We start from the raw sequence: 17,245 nt of genomic DNA, 5'->3' as shown, positions 1-17,245 counted from the left end.
TGTATTTATTTTTTTGTTAGATGGATCTGAAAACCTATTCCTGTTGAAAATCTTTTTTGCTTATACTCAATTTCTCTAAAATCTGCTAAAGAGTAACCAAGAAATAGATTTATCCCTATAGATTGGTTGATGAAATATACAGGCCCTCCTGTAATTTCATAAGAGTCTTGTGAATCTTCACTGTTTGAACTTGAATCTTTCTGCCACAAGTAGCCATAACTAACTTGAGTTAAAAAATTAAATGGTTCAGTTTTTTTCAACAAATAATAACTTAAAAAAGCACTTATGCCCAACTCATTAATTTCTGAGTTGTTTGAAAACCCAGAATTATCAGCAATTATTTGATAACTGTAAATAGGCTTTAAACCTCCTGCTAATTTATTGGCAAAGAAATAACCAATTGCGGGAGATAAATTTAAATTAGTTGTTTTAGAATTGCTTGTTCCATAATTGTACTTTTCAGAAGAAAAACTCCCACTCCCCCCAACCAGCCAATTTCCTTTTTCTAATTGGGCAAAAGAGGATTTAAAGGCAAAACAAATAAGTAATAGCACTATTGTTTTTTTCATAAGTTATATGTTTTGGGTTAATTGGTTTATGTTACAATAATACGCCATTAAATGATTAGGTATTATGTACTGTAGTTTCTATAGGGTGTACATGAGTCTCAAAAAGTATTATATCTAAACATAAAAATATGATTGTACTTTTTAAGAGTAATTATTTGTGGAGATTTTTGACAGACTTTGTTTAAATTATGATAATATCGATTAGTCCATAATAGTATTAATCATTAAAACCAAATTTGCTTATTATTTACATACTTAAATATTCTGTGTTCATTACCATGATATATATTTTTTAATAACAATAATGAGTTCTTAGGTACATTCTCAAATTTGATTTTTTTATCATTTGCAACTTTAATTCCTAAGGAGTTCCATTTATTTTGCCAGTAAAACAACTCATAAGTCTGGCCTTCATATATTCCATTAAGATCATTTCTTGGCATATAACCAATAGCATTTATTCTTTCTTTTTGTAGAAAATCCATTCCAATCCATAAATTTCCTTCAGATTTATCAACAAGAATATAGCCATCAAAAGACATCTTTTCCATTCCGGGAACAAATTTTAAATCGTCTATGTAAGAAGTACTATCTCCAAACAAGACTTTATACTGCCCTGGTTTTACTTCTGTTGATGATAAATATTCCCCATTTAAACGTACTGTCTTATTTCCTTCTTTTTTATAAAAGCCAATATTGGTTATACCTCCTTGTAATATTTCTGATGGTGGAAATACATATCTCACATATCTATAAGAAGCTGGCTTGATCTTTTCTTTTACAGGATACTGAGGTGGAAGTTTTTTTATCACATATAAATCTGCTGCATCTTTAAAATCTTTTCTATTTGCCCCCTGAAACCTTCCACCAATAGTAACGGCAGACATTTCTATTAATCTTTTATTATAAGGATACTTTCTATCGAGTATTACATTTTCTGTTTTAGAAGATGAAAAGAAAAGTTTTACTTTCCCTAAGGAATCAAGTAAGAAAGGATTTCCGGCCGGAATAATTTCTCCAGAACTATACGTAGCTGGCAAGTAAACAATTCCTCTTCCCATGTCTTTAAATACTGCTCTACTGTTTCTTATTTTAGCATAATCTACTGGTATCCAATCCTGATTATTAAATACACACAGATAGCCTATTTTACTTTTATCCTTAATATTGAAATTTATATGTACATCAGTAACCGGGACTATTGATGAGGTAATGTCTTCATACCTTTTATTTTTTAAAATAGCAGGAATTTCAAAAGTAGAATCTACGTTAAAAGGCAAACTTGTTTTTTGCAACGCAAAATGTTTAATATAAGCCTTTGGAACCTTATTCCTAATAATATTCTTACCGGGATTAAATTCACCTCCTAGAAAGTCAATCCATTTACCATTGGTATCTAAAACGGCACTAATATCATGCCCCATGCTCCTGTCTCCCCATTGTGGTATAACAATGTGACACACAGGTATTCCTATGCTGCGCATAGCTAACATGGCTATAGCATTTTGGTCTGCACAAGTACTTAATACTTTACCTTTTAATAAATCCAGAGGGCGTATACTATTGGAAATATTTTTTAAGCCAGAATTATACGCAAAAGTATATTTTGCCTTAATATGATTGTTAATTATGGCACAAACTTTAACAGGGTCTTTTTCTCCTTTTGCAGAATCTATTACCCATTTAAATTCTTCAAAATATACTGCTCTCCAGGGCTGTAACTCCTCGGCTCCATACCTGTATGGAAGTATATAATTGCAAAAATCTTCAAAGCTTAAATGTTTGGCCCAAGGTAATTGCCAGGCTTTAAAAGCATATTCTATGTTTTCAATAATATATTCTGATTTAATAGTACTAATATCTTGTTGAGATGTGAAGTCATATAAATTAAACTCATTTTTCTGATTTTCCATATTCTTCCAAAGCCTTTTTAAATGAAAACTTTTAGCAAGAACATTTATCTCTTTTTTCAGCTTATTTTGATGAGTACTATCATAAAAATTTAATGAATCAAAAACAGCAGAAAACATATTATAATCAATAAATTTTCTCGAATATTGACTAGGTATGTTTTTAATTAAAAAAACAGCCGCTTTATACTTTAAACTATCTCCATATGAATAATGAGATAACACTTTTTCTAATTCATAAATGTTCGTTGTTGATGAATTTAAAATCTCTTTCAATTCATTATCATTTGAGGCATTAGAACAACTTAAATAAGTTAGAGAAAAACTGAATATTATAACTTTATTTAATTTTTTGAACATACCATTTAACATACTAATAACCCAAAATCTTAATTTCTTTTTGCATTAACATTGTTTCTATAGTTCCCACTTTAGGTTTAAGTGCTATTACTTATCTTGATATGCATTGCCATTTTTGGGCTGCTAATTTGAATTAACAGTTGCAGAAATATTAAATTAAATTGCAAAGAATAATAAAGAATAAACTTTGGATAATTTATAGCTAAAAGTTATAGTACTAGTTATCTAAACTAGTTATCTAATTGCTATGAATGTCCCGGTTTTTAATACTTTTCTCTAAAAAAGCTATAAAATCCTCACCGTTTTCAGGTGATATAATTAATTTTCTATTTTCTCCATAAGTTATCTCGACCCCTTTCAAAGAGTTACTATAATTTATAAACCAGTTATGAAATCCAACACTTTTTTCACCTGAAATGTGGTAGATGCTTTCCAGAGGGATTACTTTTTTCTTGAACGAAACGTGTAAAATCAGGAAGGAGTTATCTACGATGGTATAATGGCATCGAAACAATGTCATCAGAGCAAAGACAACAGGTACCGCCAAAAGCAATGTATTAATTGGCGAACGGACAATAGTCAGTGCAAGTATCAGAAATAATGATGGTATAAACTTTATTACTATTACTGAGATGCTTCTCTTTGAGTTAGCTTTTTTATTGATTGTTGGCATAATTAATGTTTTAAATGAAGTAAATAATTTTCAGCAAATAATTGCATCTTAAAAGCAGAGTCTGAATTAACCTTAAGAGGCGTTTCAGATATATGTTTAGCCATATTGATTGCATTTAATGTGTCTCTCGTTTCTATAAATAGTTTCAATAGCATGTACTTGGGTAACAGTTTAGAAGGAATATATTGATTAGCTGAAATTAGATATTTTTCTGCCATTACATAGTCATTCAAATATTGGTAATTAGATGCGATAAATATTGGTATCTCAATATTTGAATATATTTTTTCAGTCTTCAGCAAAATGTCGGTACTCTCTTGATATAAAGAGTTTCTATGTAATAATTTTCCGTAATCAAGTAAAAACTGACTATTGTAATCTAGAACGGATAATAATTCTTTATATTTAATTAACGCAAACTTTGGTTGTTGTTTTTTCAAAAGGTTCCAAGTAGCAATAGATGTTGATCTTTGGTAAATAAAATAAGTCATAGCCGGAATAATTAATAACATAATAACGTAACTAAAACGAACGGTATAATTTGTCATTATATAATTATTTTTCAACCCTGAAGCTAAGCAGCCCAGTACAGACACAGAATAGATTAATATTGGAAAGCTGTGAAAGGGATAAGAAAAAAAAGAAAATAATAATACATTTAAAAGGGAAATCTTAAGTGTAGTTTCCAAAAAAACTGGAAAATTAGTGGATGCCCTGAATACTGCAATTATAATTGATATAAAAATAATAAAACCGCTGGTTCCTAATTCTATTAATATCTGTAATGGTTCATTAAATGCATTTTTTGGTAAATCTGCTAAATAAGAAAAATAACTGTTATCGTTACTTTTAAAATAGTCGCCCTGCCATCTTCTGTATTGAACCGGAAATTCTCCATAACCAATTCCATTGACGATAAAAGATTTGTAATTTTTCAGGCAGACGTCCCAAATAAAAAATCTTCCGTTTATGGAATCAATTTTAAAAAAGCTAAAACACACTACGATTAAAATGATAAGTGCAGATATTAAGGTAAAGAAAGTCTTTCTCATTTTAAGAAGTCTTCTGTATCTTTTAAATGTAAGCAAAATCAGATGTATTGTTCCCAAATATGCGATGATTGCAGCCCTTGAATTTGTTAAGATTATTAATAAGAAAATCAATAACGTTAAAGTAACTAATATAAATCTATGCTTTTTTTTGTTTGTAATATAAAAAAGTAGAGGTGACACTATTAATAGTAATCCTGCTAATAATCCTGTATTACCAAGGCTTCCAGCAAGGATTGTGGTATTATAAAATCTTAGATCATACATTCTATAACATATCAGTATTATTTGAATAGCGGCAAAGATTACTGATGTAAAAAAAATAAGCTTAATGTTATTTTGTAAACTTATAGTCCTAACCGCTAGATAAATTATACAAACGACAAGAAAATTGCATAAGATTTCTGAAAAAAATACCGTTCTTTTACCTGCAAAAATTATTAAGAGCATAAGAATACTAAGCAGAAGATCTAAGAATGTTAGTTTGTATATTATATTCTTAAAAAACAACCCTTTGATGCATACTAGCGTAAGTGTAAGAATAGCTAAATAAACAAATGTATAATGATTATCTTTATAATCTTGATAATAATAAAGATAAGGATTACACAGCAATATTTGAATAAACAATATGCCAAGAGTGAGCATTATAAGGAAATCAAAAGTAACTTTATAACACTCACGCATAGTTATATTAGTTGTATTATTAGACTTTTTTAAATGTCTTAGATTGAATTTAGCGGGCAATTAGTTTTGACTAACAGTTTTTAAAATTATCGGTAAATATTTCTGATTAACAATTGTTATTAATTCCTTTGTGATTGTCGGAGACACCGAATGAAGTTTTCTCCCAATTGGGCTTGAATAAAATTTTATCAACTCGTCTATATCAGTCTCTGTAAAATAATTCATATAGATTTTTACGAGATCGTTTTCTAATAATTTCTCATTCATTTCATTAATAAGCGGTAACATTTCGTTTATTTTCTTTTCCATCGCCAACCTCGTTTTTAAGTTATTTTGTTGCGATAATAATGGGCCTAAAGTACTTTTAATTACCTTTTCCATAAGTGAATCTTGCTTCATTAACTTAGTAAGCTCAATGATTTTCTCCTGTTTTGGTTGAGAAAAACAAACTTGATGATAACCAATGGTAATTGTTAGGAATATATAAACTATAAAATAATTCATAATAAACATTTAAATAAAATCGCAGTTACTTTAATTATATATTAAATAATACAGATTTTCTTTTTTGATTTATAAAGTTTGTTGGATTATATTGAGTAGAGCAAGAATTATATTCATTCATAGCCCTTTGATATCCATCCTCATATCGACTATCATTAGACAACAAGGCTATAAAGGTCACTAGCTCTGCTACTGCAACACATTCTAAGTATCCAGCAGGCCCTGTATAATAACACCCTATTAGTGCTGCCCCATTCAAAGCCATAATTTCATTCTTAGTCATGTCATAATTATAATCAAGCTCATCTGCTGTATAGTTAAATGCATCTGCACATGGCCCAGTTGCATATTCTTGTACTTTTTTAAAGAGGTAATTGGTGTTCCGCTTTTTTGGATTTAGTCTTTCATTAATCTGTAGTAAGCTACTTTTTATTATGAGCTCTACTTCGCTTTGTTGTAATGATCTTAACTCAGGATTTTCACGAATAAATGCGGACATTTCAGCTACAGCCTCTTTTAAATTCAATTCCATGCTTTGGGCTTCTTTCTCGTAGCCCATATATGCATAAACTTGTCGAATATCCTCAGTTCTTTTAAGCTGATTGATTTTGTCTTTAATTATGGATTGATTCAGTTTGTTGGTCTTTTTAGAAAAACGAATAATTCTTTTATTCAATTTAAGTTTTTCTGCAATAGCAATCAGGTGGCGATTTTGAGAATAAGACTCTATCACCTCTTTTGTGTTCAAAACTGTTTTCTTGTTTTGAATTTCATTTTTAAAAGTCTCCTTTGATGTTTCTTTCTCACATGCATAAAAAGTCGCCAATATAGTTACCGTTACGAGAACATAAGCAATTAGTAATTGGCTGCTTGATTTTTTTCATAATTTTTAGTTTAATTAATTATTTCATCTCTAAACTATTTAAACTAAATCGTAATTTTTAATTTTAAAAACTTTATTAAGTATTACCACACTTTAACTAAGAATTATAAGTTTCTTACCAAGAACTAAATTTTAATTAACTTCAATAATTATTGAATTTTAAAAATTCCCATAATTTCTTTGAAATTTAAAGAAATAGATATTTCCATATTATTATATAGATGTATTTTCTTACTTTTCTTATCTATAAACTTTACAAAATTTCTATTTATTAAATAAGACTGATTTACTCTTATAAAAACTACCGAGCACAATTCTTTAGAAAACATTGCTAATGATTTACACACCATAAAACTATCATTGTTTATTAAGTGAATATTTGTATAACAGTCGTCTGATTTACAATAAAGAATATCTTGTTGATTTATAAAATGTATATAATCTTGAGTATTGATAATTATTTTTTTCATAGGTATGAATAGATATTTATTTCTTATTAAGTATAATTAAACCTTCCTCAACGCTTCTAACAAAGCTTTAAATTCTTCTCTATTTTCAGGGGAGATAACCACTTTAGAGCTTTTATGATAAAAAATTAATAAACCAGATGTATCATTACTCCAACTCACAAACCAACTGTAAAGGCTAAGCCTGTTTACTTCTGTTATTGATGTAATACTCTTTATAGGAATAGTTTTACGGTTAGGCCCAAAGTTTATAATTAAATCTTTTTGGTTTGAAATGACATAATGACACCTACAAAGACGTACTATACGGATGATGTTAGTAAACATCAGCATGGGTAAAATATACAAGGGAAGCTTCCAAGTTGTAAAAATAAGTATAAATGCTATTCCTATTAGAGGTAGGAACACTAAGAATGTAATAAAATAACTCTTTTGGCTTTTAAATTTTATGGAGTTTAATGGCATAGGTAAATGTTTTTTAATGATTTTTCTTTTAAACTTTTAGACTACGCCTGCTTACATAATAGTAATATCCATACCCTAAAAAGGGTACGAATATGACGATGAGTAACCAATAAAATCTATAATGTATAGCTTCTTTAGCTGATGCTCTTACAGCAAAAAAAAACCACTATCATGCAGTGAATAGCTATTAAAATATTTATTAGATGATTCATATAGTGTGTTTTAAGTAAGTTTACTGCGGTTGGTCTGTTGCTAAATAATAAACTCCAATTTTAGAATAATGCTCGCCTTGGTAAGAGGAGTAAGTACCACCTTTCCATTGTACATTGGCTTGAGGAAAAATAGAAGGATAGGTTGCCCCAACATAATTAGCAGCGGGAATGTCTACTCCGTTTAAATTTGCTTTTACATAGCCTGTACTATTTTTACTGAAGTTGATGGTTAAAGCTAACTCGAAAGTTTGACCAGCAGTGATAGCATTTCTCACGATCCTTGAAACCGGGAAACCAGTTTTTGGTCGGTATGTTTTATTAGGCGCATCCCAGATATAATCATAAACCAAGTAATCTACTTTATCTGCTAAAATCCGAGCAACAACCAAAGGTTTATATACAATAGAGTCATTAGGATCTCTATAACCCCAAGCCATGGTTTGGATAACCCAACCACCTTCATTAGGTTTATTGTCCTCGGCAGTAAGGGCCATTTTAAATTTTCCTTTTACGGTTACCAATTTATCGGTATTGGTAAAAGTTGTTAATCTTCTTGATACTTCTGCCCTACCTATAGCTTGGTTGCTAGGATTATTGATGATAGACCAATTGAGTTTCTCTACCGCATCAAACTGCCATTTACCACCTCCAGATATATCCTGATTCCAGCCGTTTGCAAAGCCATCGCTCATGTTATCTATCCAAGATACGGTAGGCTGGTTACTAGGTGGCGGAGTTGGCGTTGACCTTACAGGAGTTTTTTCGTCTTTTTTACAAGCTAATAAGCTTAAGCTTAATAAAAATAGGCAGGTTAAAAATTGTAATGTTTTCATCTTGATATAGTTTAAGTGTTATTATTCATTTAATTGATACTTACCCCTATTTTATTAATAACATAAATAGTAAGTAGATAAAAAGTAGTTAAGCATGCTCCAAGTAAAATCTTATCATTTAATTCATTTTTGAAATAGCTATTTAAACCTGTTATTGTAGCCACTAAAAAAAATATGGGTATCAAAGAATAAAAACCATTTTTCTTAATTCTAAGTTTAGTATAAAGTCCCATAACAACGGCTATTTGAAAAAATAGCATACATAAGCAAATCACAATCATGGTTTTATTCCCCTCTTTCTATTATTGATTTATTTTGATTTAAATTTTCATGTACCATAAGGTAATCTATCATCATCAATAAAAAAAGAACCGTAACGATGCCGATGATGATTGTCCATACTCTTTTCTTATTCATTACATTAAACCGCTAAAAATTCTTATTAAAAAGCCTGCAACAGAAAAAAATGCTACAAAACCGTAAATACATAGCTTAATTAATTTGGGTAGGTTAATTAAAAAAGTTAGCAATAAAACCAAAAGCATCACTTTAGTAACACCCTCATAATAAGTGCCTTTAGGATTTATAAAATAATCATAAGATGAAAAAACGACATAACAAGCCACTAAAGCTATCGCTATTTTAATCCATAAAGTTTTATTTAGTTTTACTTCCATTGTTTACCTGCGTTTTTTAAAACCTTATCAAAATACTGCATCGCATAACCTGGCTTACCATCAGGCTTTAATAGCCAAAAACCATTTAAATCTGTTTCTTTGGTGGTAAAGTTGGGTTGCTCTATTTTTACATCTTTGGCTGTTTCATTACAATACAATTCCCACATCACTACGTAAGGAATATCTTGTGCTAAACAAACGGCTAAATAATTATCCCAACGCTCTTCAAACTCAGCAGGTAAATTTTTAGTTCCCATTTCTGGGATACCTATCTCGCCAATATAAACAATGGGCTTTTTCACATAAGCAGTAGGCTTAATTTTGCTTCTGAGGTATGTAATACCACGATATAAATCAACTCCTCTTTTATCAAAATCTGTAGCATCATAAGCAGACCATGACACCATATCTACTTCTACATGCGGTAAAACATCATTGGTAAGTGTAGGTACGCCGTACATGGCATCTATCACCTTATTCACTTCTATAGAATGGTAAACTTTACATTTTGTATTTTGCACTTCTGCTCTGGCTTGGTTTACCCCATCTTGGCGGGCTTTAAAAGCCTTAATCATACTGGTAAATCTTTCCGCCACATCAGCAGGAGGCTCTATTCTTCCCCATTGCGCAAATCGGCCAACACCGCCACGTAAAATCCAATCGCCTTCCCAGTTTTTAAGGATAAAATTAACTTCTCTATCCTGATATTTTTGAAGTAAATACTTAGCTAATTCATAATACTCTTGTTGCTCTTTCACCAAACCGCTATCACTTACATTTACCATACTTTTGATACCAGAACCACCCGTACTGAGCATAAATGTAGTAAAAGGAACATCAAAAGCTTGTTGATAATAAGGATGTTGAGCCAATTGCTTTAAACTGATATTGGGTGCTAAATTCCAATTAGAATTGTATTGATAACCCGATGGATTTTTATAAAACCAAAGCTTACATACCCCAAAACCCAATTGATGTAATTGCTTTGCACCTTCTATTAAATAAGGTTCTTTAGTTAAAAAATATTTACCTCCTACGTGGGTAGCCCCTAAACGAGATTTAATATCTTGAGGGATGCTAGCACCTTTACTGATTTTATGTTTATCGATAATTTTAAGAATACTTAACTCTTCTTTAAGTTTAAGCTTATTTGGTACCTCTTGTGCGTTTACACTGATATAAAAGAAACCAGCAATTGCAAAAATTGCCAGTTTCCCTATTTTTTGATGAATCATTTAGCAGCTATTTTGATGTTTTTAGATGAATCGATGTTATAACCATCAACCGCAATTTCTACCTCGCCGTTTTGTATAGGATAGTCTACCATTAGTTTTCTGCTTTCGCCTGGTAAAAGGTTGAAATAACCATCAGAAAAATAAGCTGGTAAAATAATTTCTTTGGTAGTGCAAGATTTTAAATTAAGCTTTACCGCAATAGCTGTTGTAGCAGATGGATTACTTACAGTAAAATAGGTTTTCACCGTTTCGGTGGTTTTTTTATCGTTTATCTTGATATCTAACTTTACGTTTGCCAGTTTATTAAAAGCTAAGAAATTGGCTTCTTTACCGTTGTTTTTCCAATAGTCGTTATCAGAAAGGGTTTTACCATTTCTATCGGTAAGCTTTAACCTTACCAGATAATTAGCAGGTAAATTTGCTGGTAATTGCGCTTTAAAGCCTTTGTTTAATTGGTTTGCAAGCACATTTATAATAGCTTTTTGCTGATGGATTTGCTTCCCATCTAAATCATACACATTTAAATGAAGTTTGGCATCTTTATAAGCGTTTAAAGATGTATTCACGACTACCACTTCATCGTTATGTAAATTCATTTGAACGTGAACAGGCTCGCAAGCTTTTTGGGAAGCAAAGTAAGAACCAAAAGTTTCAAAATCCCAAGAGTAAACTTGCCAAACGGTACTTGGCCAAGCCGGATGCGTCATCCATAACAATAAACCACTGGTATTTTGCCATAATTTGCTATTCCAAGACTCAAACATAGCTCTGTGGCTATCATAATTTATCATTTGTGCTTTCTTGCAAAAATCTTCTAAGTTGGTAGCAGGGCCATATAAAGAATCTATCGCTCTGCGATAATCATGTTGCCCGAAATGTAAATCGTGATAATACCAAGCATCACTAATAGGCCAAACATCTTCTTTCGCCATCATTTTACGCATGGATGCTGCTGTTGGTACAGATGGTGTACCTAACTCGGTACTAAAACCATCGGCCATTTTAGTAAAATAAACGCTAGGATCTTTTTCATAATCCCACGGACCACTAGCTCTTAAATTCATTAATCTGGAGTTGCCATGATAATGGCGAGTTCCATCTTCTTTAGCAATTAAGGTTGCCAATTCAAAATCTAATTTTGGTAGCGCATAACCTTCATTACGAGGGCACCAAATAGCAATAGATGGGTGGTTTCTGAAACGTTTTACTACGTCTCTGGCGTTTTCTACAAAAAGATGTTCATCATTAACTTCCAGATTATATCCTTCTGTAGAAAGCCAGAAATCGTTCCAAACTAACATGCCATATTCATCACATAATTCATAAAAAACCTCTTCTGTGCTTTCGCCAGTCCAGTTTCTTATCATGGTAAAATTAGCGTCTTTATGCAATCTAAAATAAGGCTCAAGCTGCGTTCTGGATACACGTTTCATTGCGTCATCCATACCCCAGTTACCGCCTTTGCAATATATTTTTTGTCCGTTTACTTTAATTACTAAAAATGGTGCTGTAGAAGTTTCTTTACTATTCTGTAGTACAGCTGGGTTAATACCGGGTAATAAACTTGGGATAGTAACATTATTAGCTACTTCTCTTCTATTAGCATTATCAAAAAGGGCTTTACCATCTTTTAAAGCCGTTATCGGGTTAAGCTCAACCCTTTTGTTTTTTTCTTGAGGAAAATCAACAGTTAAATCATAAGTTAATTCTCTGATACCAAAGCGGGTAGTTTTATCATCACTACTTTGGCCATTAACTTGAGCATTTAAGGTTAACTGATATAGTGCTTGTTTACCATATCCATTTGGCCACCATAAACGAGGGTTCTTCAGGTTTAATTGAGCAAATTCTGTTGGAGAGAAGCTTACTATTTTACGCTCTCCGGCTGCTAAATCAACCGTTTTGGAGAAAGTGATATTTTCTATTTTACCTGTTAAGGTAACTTTTTGAGCTGTTTTGCTGGTATTATGGAGTTCTGTTTTTACAGTTATAGCTGCTCTGCTGGTATCTGGCAAAGGTAAATCTGTTATTACTTGTGGATATTCTATAACCACCGGACCACTTAATTTTAACCTTACATCTTGCCAAATACCAATATTTCTATCGCGGATGCCCGGTACCCAATCCCAACCTTCTGAAGAGATGAAAGTAGGTCCATCCACTGCCAATAAACCACCATTTGGCCCTCTGCCTGCTGTTGCAGATTCTTCATGCGGAATACCCGGATTTTGCGGAGGAATAATACGCACCGCTACCACGTTCTCCCCTTTCGGGTTTAAATGCTTGCTAATATCATAAGTGGCAGTTTTAAAAGCACCGCTCATTTTACCTAATAAATGGCCGTTCATCCAGATGTCTGCTTGATAATTGATACCATTAAAAACTAACCAAAGCTGTTTTTTATCGTTTAAAACAGGTGTTTTAAAGGTAGTACGGTACCACCAATTTTGTCTGCATAAATCTTCAGGAATATACATATTGTTTAAACCGAAATATGGATCTGGATAAACGCCTTGATCTACCAAAGTAGTTAACACCGTACCCGGTACTGTTGCATTGTACCAGCTTTTGGTGTTTACCGCTGCTGTTGAGATATATTCACCAGAAGCCTGTACTGCTGATGCCTGAATCATTTCCCAACCGCCGGTTATTTGTAATTCATCATTAGCCAAAGGCTTTAAGATGGTTTTTGCTTCTACTTTTTCTTTTTTAACGGGTAAAACCACTGCGGCCTTAGATTTTGGTAAGGTAGCAGGATCTTGAGGTTGAGATAAACCATAATTGAGTTTGTATTGCTGAGCGTTTAATTGTGTAGCCCCCAAGATTAACAAACTTGTTAAAGCAGTTTTTTTAAACCCACTCCAAAGCATCCTTTTTGTACTGTAATGATTCATAAATTTTTTCGTCGTTCTTCTGGGATTTTCAAAATAAACAATATGCATTGTCTCTTTTTTAAAATACCTGATTTTTAGCAATTGGTTGTAGATGCAATATTAGCTTTAAATACCGCCTAGCTTATATACCACAGTATCTATATAGTGTACAGCAGTATAGAAAAGTTAAAAAAACTATGTTTTAATGTTAAAAAGCAGGTTTTTGCTGTGCTAGCATTTCTAAAAACTGCCTTTCTGAAAAGAAAATTTTTAAAAGATTTTATAAAAAGAGAATCCTGTACATAACTCTAATACCTGTATACATAAGCAAAAAAAGTATTTGAAATACTTTTGTATACATCAATTATAAAGTGCTCATAAAATTTATTAGAATACATTTTTTTAAACTTAATTAATACAACATGAAAAAAACTTACTTAACTTTTTTTGGACTATTAGCGGCAACTTTTAGTGTACAGGCGCAAGCACCTACTGTTAATGCTCCAACACCTCCTTACAACGCATCTATTGTACAATCTATTTTTAGTGATACTTATACACCTGCGGTAACTGTTTCACAGTTTAATGAGAGTACGGGGCGAGCGAATTTAAATGGTTTAAATGCCGCTAATCCTGGAACATTAAATCCAAATTTAAGTATCAACGGAAATCAAATATTAAGATATACTTTTACTAATACAACTGGATTTTTTACGCCAATATTATTGGCTACAACAATTAATGCATCTACTGCTAGATACTTACATATTGATATTTTCACTCCAAATGGTGGGATGCCTAAATTTAAAATTATTGACTATGGGCCTGATGGAGTAAGTGCAACTCCTAATTCTGAAACCTTATTAACTCCTACAACCTTTACTCAAGGCGCATGGAATAGCTATGATTTTTTAATTACTTCAGTTGCTCAAAAAAGTAATGTGTGGAAAATCTTGATAGAAGGAACAGGCTTGTTTGATTATTATGTTGATAATATTTATTTCCATGCAGCTACTACCTTACCAGTTACCTTAACTGATTTTGTAGCTGAAGCTGCTTCAAATGGTGTTGTATTAAATTGGAAAACTGCTTCAGAAGAGAAATTCAATGGTTTTGAGGTTGAACATAGAACAGACAATTCTGATTTTAAAGCTATTAATGGTGCATTTATCAGCGGTGGTAAAAATACTTACAGCTACACGCACAACAATCCGGTAAATGGCAACAACTATTACAGATTGAAAATGGTAGACCAAGATGGTACTTTTGAATACTCTGATATTGAAGTTGTGCAATATGGTTTAGCTAACGCTGATGTTAAGATAACATGCTATCCTAATCCAGTTACAGACCAATTAAATATCAGCTTTAATGCAAGTGCTACAGGTGAGGCTATCATCTCTCTTCAGGATTTACAAGGAAGAACTATCAGTCAAACTAAAGTAAATGCTGCTAGTGGTGATAACCAAGCGGTTATAAACACAAGTAGCTTAAATAAAGGAGTGTATTTGGTTAGTATCTCTTTAAATGGAAAAGTACTTGGCTCGCAAAAAGTAGTGAAGTAGTCTTAATTTAATAGTTTGGTTTTTGTTAGAAGGTGCTTTTATCTATTGATGAAGCACCTTTTTTTTGTTATTAAAATTGAACCCCGTTGGGGTTGATAACTTGTTGGTGAGTTTCTTATTGACATTGAACCCCGTTGGGGTTAATAACTTGTTGGTGAGTTTCTTATTGACATTGAACCCCGTTGGGGTTGATAACTTGTTTGTGAGCTTCTTATTAAAATTGAACCCCGTTGGGGTTGATAACTTGTTGGTGAGCTTCTTATTGACATTGAACCCCGTTGGGGTTGATAACTTGTTTGTGAGCTTCTTATTAAAATTGAACCCCGTTGGGGTTGATAACTTGTTGGTGAGCTTCTTATTGACATTGAACCCCGTTGGGGTTGGTATTTTGACGATGAGTTTCTTATTGACATTGAACCCCGTTGGGGTTAGTATCTCGACGATGAGTTTCTTATTGACATTGAACCCCGTTGGGGTTGGTATTTTGACGATGAGTTTCTTTATTAGAATTGAACCCCGTTGGGGTTAGTATCTCGACGATGATTTTCTTGTAAGAATTAAACCCCGTTGGGGTTATTAGTAGTATAGAAGTTTTGTCTATTTCCCTTAGGAGTTTATATACAAGTTAAACCTATTTATCATCTTATAAATAAGCCCCGATACTTATCAAGTCGGGGCTTATTTTCATTTGTGCTCTGCGTTATTTACTGTTTCTTTCCTCTTAAGATTAGATGGAAATTCTGCAGCTGGTGAGCCATATTCGTATCTTAAAATACTCTGTCCCCCACTATCTGGATAAAGTGGAATATACATTCCTGATGATTGCATCAATTTCGAAAATAATTCTTGATTCATTTGCTTAGCAATTTCTTGATGCTTAGGACTTCTAATTAAATTAACTGCTTCTTCTGGATCTTCCTGTAAATCATACAATTCATCGGTATCCCAAATTCCATGATAATGAATGTATTTATACCTATCGCCACGTAAAGCATGTATGGTTGGTGTTTGCGGATAATTTCTTTCCCAATAGTATTCGTACATCAATCCCGACCTCCAATTTAGCTGCTTACCTTGTAAAAGAGGTAAAAAGCTTTGTCCATCCATATAAGAAGGTGCTTTTAAACCTGCTAGTTCTAAAAATGTTGGAGCTATATCAATATTAGCTACCACTTCTTTTACTATAGTGCCTGGTTTAATTAATGCAGGATGATAAGCTAACAAAGGTACTCGCATAGATGCTTCATAAGCTGTACGCTTATCAATAATACCATGCTCACCAAATTGGAAACCATTATCTCCCATATAAACAATAAGGGTTGATTCTAATAAACCCTGCTGCTTTAAAGTTTCTATTACTTTACCTACGGATGCATCTACACTATAAAGCGTTTCAGCATATCTTTTATAATATTCGCCAATATCTAAATTACTATGGTAAGGAAACTCTACCCCATGCCAAGAATTGCGTTGGTTTTGTAACCACATGGGCGCTCCCTGATGTGTGCCATTAAGCATGGTTTTAGGTGCAATAAATTGATGATTTGCAGACATCCCTTTATCTCTATCTGCCGGTATAAAATCGGCATGTACACCTTTGTGTGAAAGGTAAAGCATAAATGGCTTATCTTTTTTTCTGCTTTGGATAAAATCTATGGCATAATTTGCCAACTCATCGGTAATGTAGCCCTTTTGCTTTACATGCTTACCATTTACATTTAAGCCATGGGCATCTGGCAGATAAGATCCTTGCCCTTTAAAAGACACCCAATAATCAAAACCGCGTTGCGGGTCATCAAAGTCTCCACCCATATGCCACTTACCTATCAATGCTGTTTGGTAACCTTTGGCTTGTAAATACTGGGGATAAAACACCAAATCTTTCGATACTGGATTCTGATTATCTACCACTTTATGTTTATGCGCATATAAACCTGTTAAAATAGAAGCCCTCGAAGGCGAACACAAAGAAGTAGTCACGAAAGCATTAGGTAGGTAAGCCCCATTTTTGGCCAAAAAATCTAAGTTTGGGGTTTTAATAAAAGTTTGAGCTTTTAAGAAACCAAGTGCATCAAAACGATGATCATCAGTTAAAATGAAAACAATATTGTTAGGTTGTTGCCCCTTAATACTTTCTAACTTTAGAGAAGCATTTTTTTGTTGAACGATAGCATTTTGGGCAAATAGCGAACTGCCACTCCAAAACAATATCCAAAAAACAGTGATTTTTAATTGACGTTTTAGCATGTTATAAAAATAAAAAGGTCTGCCATTCATTTCATG

General features: G+C 32.4%; 14 protein-coding genes. 1 reads left to right on the top strand and 13 read right to left on the bottom strand.

All coding sequences use genetic code 11. The features are described 5' to 3' along the window. Positions 1–5 precede the first annotated feature (5 nt). The 12 genes from GJJ64_RS15050 to GJJ64_RS14995 form a co-directional block, all read right to left on the bottom strand. Positions 6–569 (bottom strand): hypothetical protein, encoded by a 564-nt coding sequence (locus tag GJJ64_RS15050; RefSeq protein ID WP_154288579.1) that lies wholly within the window; start codon positions 567–569, stop codon positions 6–8. Between the two features lie 224 nt (positions 570–793). Continuing rightward, entirely contained in the window at positions 794–2,482 is a 1,689-nt protein-coding gene (locus GJJ64_RS15045; RefSeq protein ID WP_195759293.1) for a hypothetical protein, read from the bottom strand. Between the two features lie 595 nt (positions 2,483–3,077). After that, positions 3,078–3,512 (bottom strand): PH domain-containing protein, encoded by a 435-nt coding sequence (locus GJJ64_RS15040; RefSeq protein WP_154288577.1) that lies wholly within the window; start codon positions 3,510–3,512, stop codon positions 3,078–3,080. Positions 3,513–3,514: 2 nt separating this feature from the next. Continuing rightward, positions 3,515–4,828 (bottom strand): O-antigen ligase family protein, encoded by a 1,314-nt coding sequence (locus GJJ64_RS15035; RefSeq protein ID WP_195759292.1) that lies wholly within the window; start codon positions 4,826–4,828, stop codon positions 3,515–3,517. A gap of 480 nt (positions 4,829–5,308) precedes the next feature. Beyond that, positions 5,309–5,752, bottom strand: a complete 444-nt coding sequence (locus GJJ64_RS15030) for a DUF2059 domain-containing protein (RefSeq protein WP_195759291.1) — start codon at positions 5,750–5,752, stop codon at positions 5,309–5,311. 34 nt (positions 5,753–5,786) lie between these two features. Next, entirely contained in the window at positions 5,787–6,578 is a 792-nt protein-coding gene (locus GJJ64_RS15025; protein WP_154288574.1) for a hypothetical protein, read from the bottom strand. Between the two features lie 206 nt (positions 6,579–6,784). Continuing rightward, positions 6,785–7,105 (bottom strand): LytR/AlgR family response regulator transcription factor, encoded by a 321-nt coding sequence (locus tag GJJ64_RS17105; protein WP_154288573.1) that lies wholly within the window; start codon positions 7,103–7,105, stop codon positions 6,785–6,787. Between the two features lie 36 nt (positions 7,106–7,141). Beyond that, the gene (locus GJJ64_RS15015) at positions 7,142–7,429 is read right to left on the bottom strand and encodes a PH domain-containing protein (protein ID WP_195759290.1); all 288 of its coding nucleotides are present in this window, start codon (positions 7,427–7,429) and stop codon (positions 7,142–7,144) included. 370 nt (positions 7,430–7,799) lie between these two features. After that, positions 7,800–8,612, bottom strand: coding sequence for a hypothetical protein (locus GJJ64_RS15010; protein WP_154288571.1), 813 nt, complete (start codon positions 8,610–8,612; stop codon positions 7,800–7,802). A gap of 416 nt (positions 8,613–9,028) precedes the next feature. Then, a complete protein-coding gene (locus tag GJJ64_RS15005; protein WP_154288570.1) occupies positions 9,029–9,289 on the bottom strand; it encodes a hypothetical protein in 261 nt (86 codons plus the stop codon). Continuing rightward, positions 9,280–10,524 (bottom strand): hypothetical protein, encoded by a 1,245-nt coding sequence (locus tag GJJ64_RS15000; protein ID WP_154288569.1) that lies wholly within the window; start codon positions 10,522–10,524, stop codon positions 9,280–9,282. The genes GJJ64_RS15005 and GJJ64_RS15000 overlap by 10 nt, the downstream gene beginning before the upstream one ends. Continuing rightward, positions 10,521–13,418 carry a beta-mannosidase gene (locus tag GJJ64_RS14995; protein WP_229655557.1) on the bottom strand — a complete coding sequence of 966 codons (2,898 nt, stop codon included), beginning with the start codon at positions 13,416–13,418 and terminating at the stop codon, positions 10,521–10,523. The genes GJJ64_RS15000 and GJJ64_RS14995 overlap by 4 nt, the downstream gene beginning before the upstream one ends. A gap of 401 nt (positions 13,419–13,819) precedes the next feature. On the opposite strand from GJJ64_RS14995, the gene GJJ64_RS14990 reads away from it, so the two are divergent. After that, positions 13,820–14,962, top strand: coding sequence for a T9SS type A sorting domain-containing protein (locus GJJ64_RS14990; RefSeq protein WP_154288568.1), 1,143 nt, complete (start codon positions 13,820–13,822; stop codon positions 14,960–14,962). Positions 14,963–15,646: 684 nt separating this feature from the next. Here GJJ64_RS14990 and GJJ64_RS14985 read toward each other — a convergent pair. After that, on the bottom strand, positions 15,647–17,209 hold the full coding sequence (locus GJJ64_RS14985; RefSeq protein ID WP_154288567.1) for a sulfatase family protein: 1,563 nt from the start codon (positions 17,207–17,209) through the stop codon (positions 15,647–15,649). Positions 17,210–17,245 lie beyond the last annotated feature (36 nt).

This window comes from Pedobacter puniceum (genome assembly GCF_009674685.1).
Lineage (GTDB): Bacteria > Bacteroidota > Bacteroidia > Sphingobacteriales > Sphingobacteriaceae > Pseudopedobacter > Pseudopedobacter puniceum.
This window is presented reverse-complemented; position numbering and strand designations above follow the sequence as displayed.